Source organism: Microcoleus sp. AT3-D2, from assembly GCF_036705715.1.
Taxonomy (GTDB): Bacteria; Cyanobacteriota; Cyanobacteriia; order Cyanobacteriales; family Microcoleaceae; genus Microcoleus.
Genome location: NZ_JAUBVE010000149.1, coordinates 1 through 4,186, shown reverse-complemented (window position 1 = coordinate 4,186; position 4,186 = coordinate 1). Strand labels below are relative to the sequence as shown.

6 protein-coding genes are annotated in these 4,186 nt (G+C 43.7%); 3 read left to right on the top strand and 3 right to left on the bottom strand.

Annotated features, from left to right (window positions below; translation table 11 throughout):
* The first annotated feature begins 77 nt into the window (after nt 1-77).
* On the top strand, nt 78-422 hold the full coding sequence (locus QUB44_RS30200; RefSeq protein ID WP_333373471.1) for a sulfite exporter TauE/SafE family protein: 345 nt from the start codon (nt 78-80) through the stop codon (nt 420-422).
* Nucleotides 423-566: 144 nt separating this feature from the next.
* Here the strand turns inward: QUB44_RS30200 and cysK are convergent, their stop codons facing one another.
* Both cysK and QUB44_RS30190 read right to left on the bottom strand, forming a co-directional pair.
* Nucleotides 567-1,547: a cysteine synthase A gene (gene cysK / locus QUB44_RS30195; protein WP_333373469.1), complete on the bottom strand. Its 981-nt coding sequence runs from the start codon at nt 1,545-1,547 to the stop codon at nt 567-569.
* 18 nt (nt 1,548-1,565) lie between these two features.
* Nucleotides 1,566-2,003, bottom strand: a complete 438-nt coding sequence (locus QUB44_RS30190; RefSeq protein ID WP_333373466.1) for an Rrf2 family transcriptional regulator — start codon at nt 2,001-2,003, stop codon at nt 1,566-1,568.
* A gap of 68 nt (nt 2,004-2,071) precedes the next feature.
* Between QUB44_RS30190 and QUB44_RS30185 the strand changes: the two genes are divergently transcribed.
* Complete coding sequence (locus QUB44_RS30185; RefSeq protein WP_333373464.1) at nt 2,072-2,347, top strand: hypothetical protein; 276 nt, start codon at nt 2,072-2,074, stop codon at nt 2,345-2,347.
* 182 nt (nt 2,348-2,529) lie between these two features.
* Nucleotides 2,530-3,081, top strand: coding sequence for an REP-associated tyrosine transposase (locus QUB44_RS30180; protein WP_333373462.1), 552 nt, complete (start codon nt 2,530-2,532; stop codon nt 3,079-3,081).
* A gap of 97 nt (nt 3,082-3,178) precedes the next feature.
* Here the strand turns inward: QUB44_RS30180 and QUB44_RS30175 are convergent, their stop codons facing one another.
* Nucleotides 3,179-4,063 (bottom strand): HNH endonuclease, encoded by an 885-nt coding sequence (locus tag QUB44_RS30175; protein WP_333373459.1) that lies wholly within the window; start codon nt 4,061-4,063, stop codon nt 3,179-3,181.
* Nucleotides 4,064-4,186 lie beyond the last annotated feature (123 nt).

The window sequence follows — 4,186 nt, the reverse complement described above, 5'->3', positions numbered from 1 at the left end:
TCATAAGTTAGGGTGAATCCGACTTCTAAACTCTAAACCTAAACCCTGCCTACTGTCTAGAACGAAATAGCCCTGGTATTTATACTGTGAGTGCGGCAGCAATTTTAGGCTGCATAGTGGGAATGACTAGCGTGTCTTCCGGTTCGATGTTTGCACTGTTGCTGATTGCTTTTTTCCGCCTGGATACTTCTAAATTGGTGGGTACAGATATTTCCCAGGCGGCAATTTTATTGATGTTTACATCTTTGGGACACGTCAGCCTCGGAACAGTAGACTGGAGTTTAGTATTGCCTATTTGGTTGGGTTCGGTGCCAGGAGTTTTAGTAGGGGCTAAATTCTGCCAAATTATGCCTAAACGCCAGCTAAAGTTTGTTATTTACGGAATGTTGGCGATGGCTAGTTGGAAGTTGTATCAAGTCTAAAAAGTAGGGTAAGGTCAGGAGTATTGCTGTCAACAAATATGCGTTTTCGGTTCAGTCCGGCAGGGGTTTAAACCCCTGCCGATCTTTCCTTTCGGGTTAAACTGAGAGCAATGTCGCAGTAATCAAGCTCGCCCCTACTAGAATTTAATAATTGCTGACTAATGATTCGAGTTCGCGGATAGTCGGCAATTCAAAGTCTTTAAACAAGGCTGTACTGAGGTAGCGTTCGCCATAAGAAGGCTGGACAAAAACTATCAATTTTCCAGCATTTTCGGGCCGCTTGCCCACTTGAATTGCGGCACACAAAGCGGCACCTGCAGAAATTCCTGACAACAATCCTTCTTCTCTGGCAAGTCGGCGACTGTAAGCGATCGCATCTTCGTCGCTAACTGCGATCGTTTCATCAATTAACTCTGGTTTCAACACTTCCGGGATGAATCCTGCACCAATCCCTTGAATTTTGTGAGCACCAGATTTGCCTCCAGAAAGCACGGGGCTGCTAGCGGGTTCAACTGCGATCGCCCTAAAACTCGACTTTCGCGGTTTAATTACCTCAGCAACTCCAGTAATAGTACCGCCGGTGCCAACTCCAGCAACTAAAAAATCTACTTTACCCTCTGTATCTTCCCAAATTTCCTCAGCCGTTGTTTCTCGGTGAATTTTCGGATTAGCGGGGTTGCGAAACTGTTGCAGCATGAAAGCATTGGGGGTTTCTTCTACAATTTCTTCCGCACGGGCGATCGCGCTTAACATCCCTTCATGTCCCGGAGTTAATTCCAACCGAGCTCCGTAAGCTTTCAGCATCGATCGGCGTTCCGTGCTCATCGTATCCGGCATAGTTAAAATCAGACTGTACCCTTTCGCCGCCGCTACCATTGCCAAAGCAATTCCAGTATTTCCTGAAGTCGGTTCAACTAAAATAGTTTTCCCCGGTTGAATTAACCCCGCTTCTTCTGCAGCCTGAATCATGCTCGCCCCGATTCGATCTTTCACCGAAGCAGCCGGATTCATCCCTTCCAATTTTGCCACAATTTGAGCAACTACTCCTTCGGCTTGGGGAATTTTATTGAGCTGAACTAAAGGAGTTCTGCCAATTATTTCTGTAACATCCTTAGCAATTCTCATGGCTTAATTTCTCTCCCCTTAAATGTAGTACATGGGATGTGCTTGTTTGCGAACATCCCGCTGTTCGCACAAATCTTGTAATGTATATTTCCCCAAAACAGCCCAAGATGCCTGTTGAGCTTCCTGCCAAATTTCTAGTACCGCAGTTTTTTCTATTGTTACAGATTCCGAAACTTTTTGTGTCTGGCCACTGCCGTCGCCTTCGAGTGTCGAAAACACCTCTAGCAAAGTAATTTGCCAAGGATCTTTCGCCAGCAAATAACCGCCTTTAGCACCCCGCAAACTCTGGACAATACTTGCACGCCGCAGCACAGCAAGAATTTGGTCTAGATAGCGTTCCGGTATCTCTTGAGAAACAGTAATTTCGTTTACTGTTAGGGGCGAATCCTTCGGGTAGTGGCTCGCCAGTTCCAAGAGGGCTAACAGGGCATATTGTACTCTAGAAGATAGTTCCACATTCCCCACTGGCGATCGAGTTTAAATTGTACATTATATCATAGTACACAATTCCGGTAGGTGTACAGGTGTTATTATATTTTGATTACAAAAACGGTTCGATAAATCCCGTGAGCAACGTAAATGTAGGTTTAAGCTGTCGGCATTGTCGGTATTACGAGCAGCACGGGCACAGGGGCGGAAACTGCCTGATGCTCGGCGTGGGGGTACAGGGTGGGTGGAAAGCTTGCCCCTTCTTGGTTCCGCCCTTTGCACCGTCTTGGGAATACCCCGAAGCGGGTAGAGCCCGAAAGTCTCAAATGTTGCAGGAAGCGAGTATTTTACAGGCAATACCGCCGCCTTAAACTAGCTGCTAAGTAGGTAGGCGGATATATGCTGTGTCATCGTTAAGTTTATTCAGTGCGATCGCTCTATAAGATCGGCGATCGCACTGTAGGGTGTGTTAGCGACAGCGTAACGCACCAACCAATATGACAATACAATGAATAATTTAAGAATAATTTAATTTCACCCATACTAGCTCCCTATGCCTAATTATCGAAGACCTAATGTTTCTGGAGGTACATATTTCATCACACAAGTCACTTATCAAAGAGATTCTTGGCTCTGTAGTGACATAGGGAGAAAATCTCTCCGAGAAGCAATAGAAAAAGTAAAGGAAAAATATCCTTTTTGTATTGATGCTTTTGTTTTATTACCCGATCATTTCCATTGTTTGTGGACTTTACCCCCTGATGATAAGGATTTGTCGGTGAGATTGCGATTAATTAAAACTTATGTTACCAAACATTATGGACAAGAATTAGGGGTTAATCGGGAGGTTTCTCAATCACGACAAAACCGAGGAGAAAGTAATCTTTGGCAACGTCGATTTTGGGAGCATTTAATTCGGGATGAACGGGATTTTGAGCTTCATTGTGATTATATTCATGATAATCCGGTTCGACATGGATTGTGTGAAAATCCCCAAGATTGGGAGTATTCGAGTGTTCATCGGTTTATCGCTCAGGGAATTTATCCGCCAGATTGGGGTAAAGATGGCAGAAAGGAAAAACCTCAAGGATATTGGGATGATTAGCAGTCGTAGGGTGTGTTAGCGACAGCGTAACACACGTTAAATTAACATAAAGAGGGTGGGTTACATTTGTGTATATTTGATGGTGCGTTACACTCCGTTAACGCACCCTACAAGATCGGCGATCGCACTTATTTTTTCCAGAGTATAAAGGGCTATCACCATTATTTTCTGATAACCAACGGTGATAGCCCTCAATCTCAGGACCACCGCAGTTGATTACAAGCTCTAAACCGAAAATAGCCAAAACGCAAAACCATTCGCCCCAACTTGTCTGAAGAATATCAGACTCATGAACGATTTGGACATCCGAGCCAAATTCATCGATCCATTTCTCATTAGGCTTATAAATACGACGTGAATTGTATGGCCAATTAGGTGTATCTCCTCGACGAGCGTGGTTCCTAAGAAGATCTAGCTGTGCTTCATTGACTAAGTAGTCGATTCCGTCAGAAGCATTTAAGTCGTCAATCTCTTTGCAGGCTTCTAAGATACCTAAACCCATCAATTCGAGAGCTACTTTAGCCAAAAACCTTGAGACGATTCTGTCTGGTGGAGGCTCATCATGCCCCGAAAAAATTATTTCTCCGCCATTTTTTTCAAAAAGAACTTTAATGGCTTCCGGTGGCATATCAACTAATCCTAATAATGGAGTTTCTGAATAGCGATATGCAGTTACTGAAAATTCGGATGAGAATATACCTGCTAATGGTGGTACTCTCTGCCTCTTATTAGGAACAACTTGATGAAAGCGGAGAGCTTTCAAAGCTGGAGCTTCAAGAAAAGGTTGCTCGACTTTACGTGCGAAATAGTTATTGCATGTATCGCACACAATTCCTTTGGGAAGCACTTTCGTTGTGTTACCGAGGGATTCAGGAATAATATGCTCGACACTCTTGGATTTGCTTGAGTCGCTTTTGCAAAAAATACAGCGCATGCTCCAAAAACCTCTTCGCACTACAAAAGCTGTCGTTTTATTTTCCAATAATTTTCTACGTTATAGCACAAGTAGTTTAATTGAACTATCCAGGCAGGGTAAACGCATCTTAACTGGAACCCAAAATATGCTACAGTTAAATCCGACTAAGTTTCAATGTAGTTTGTTGTA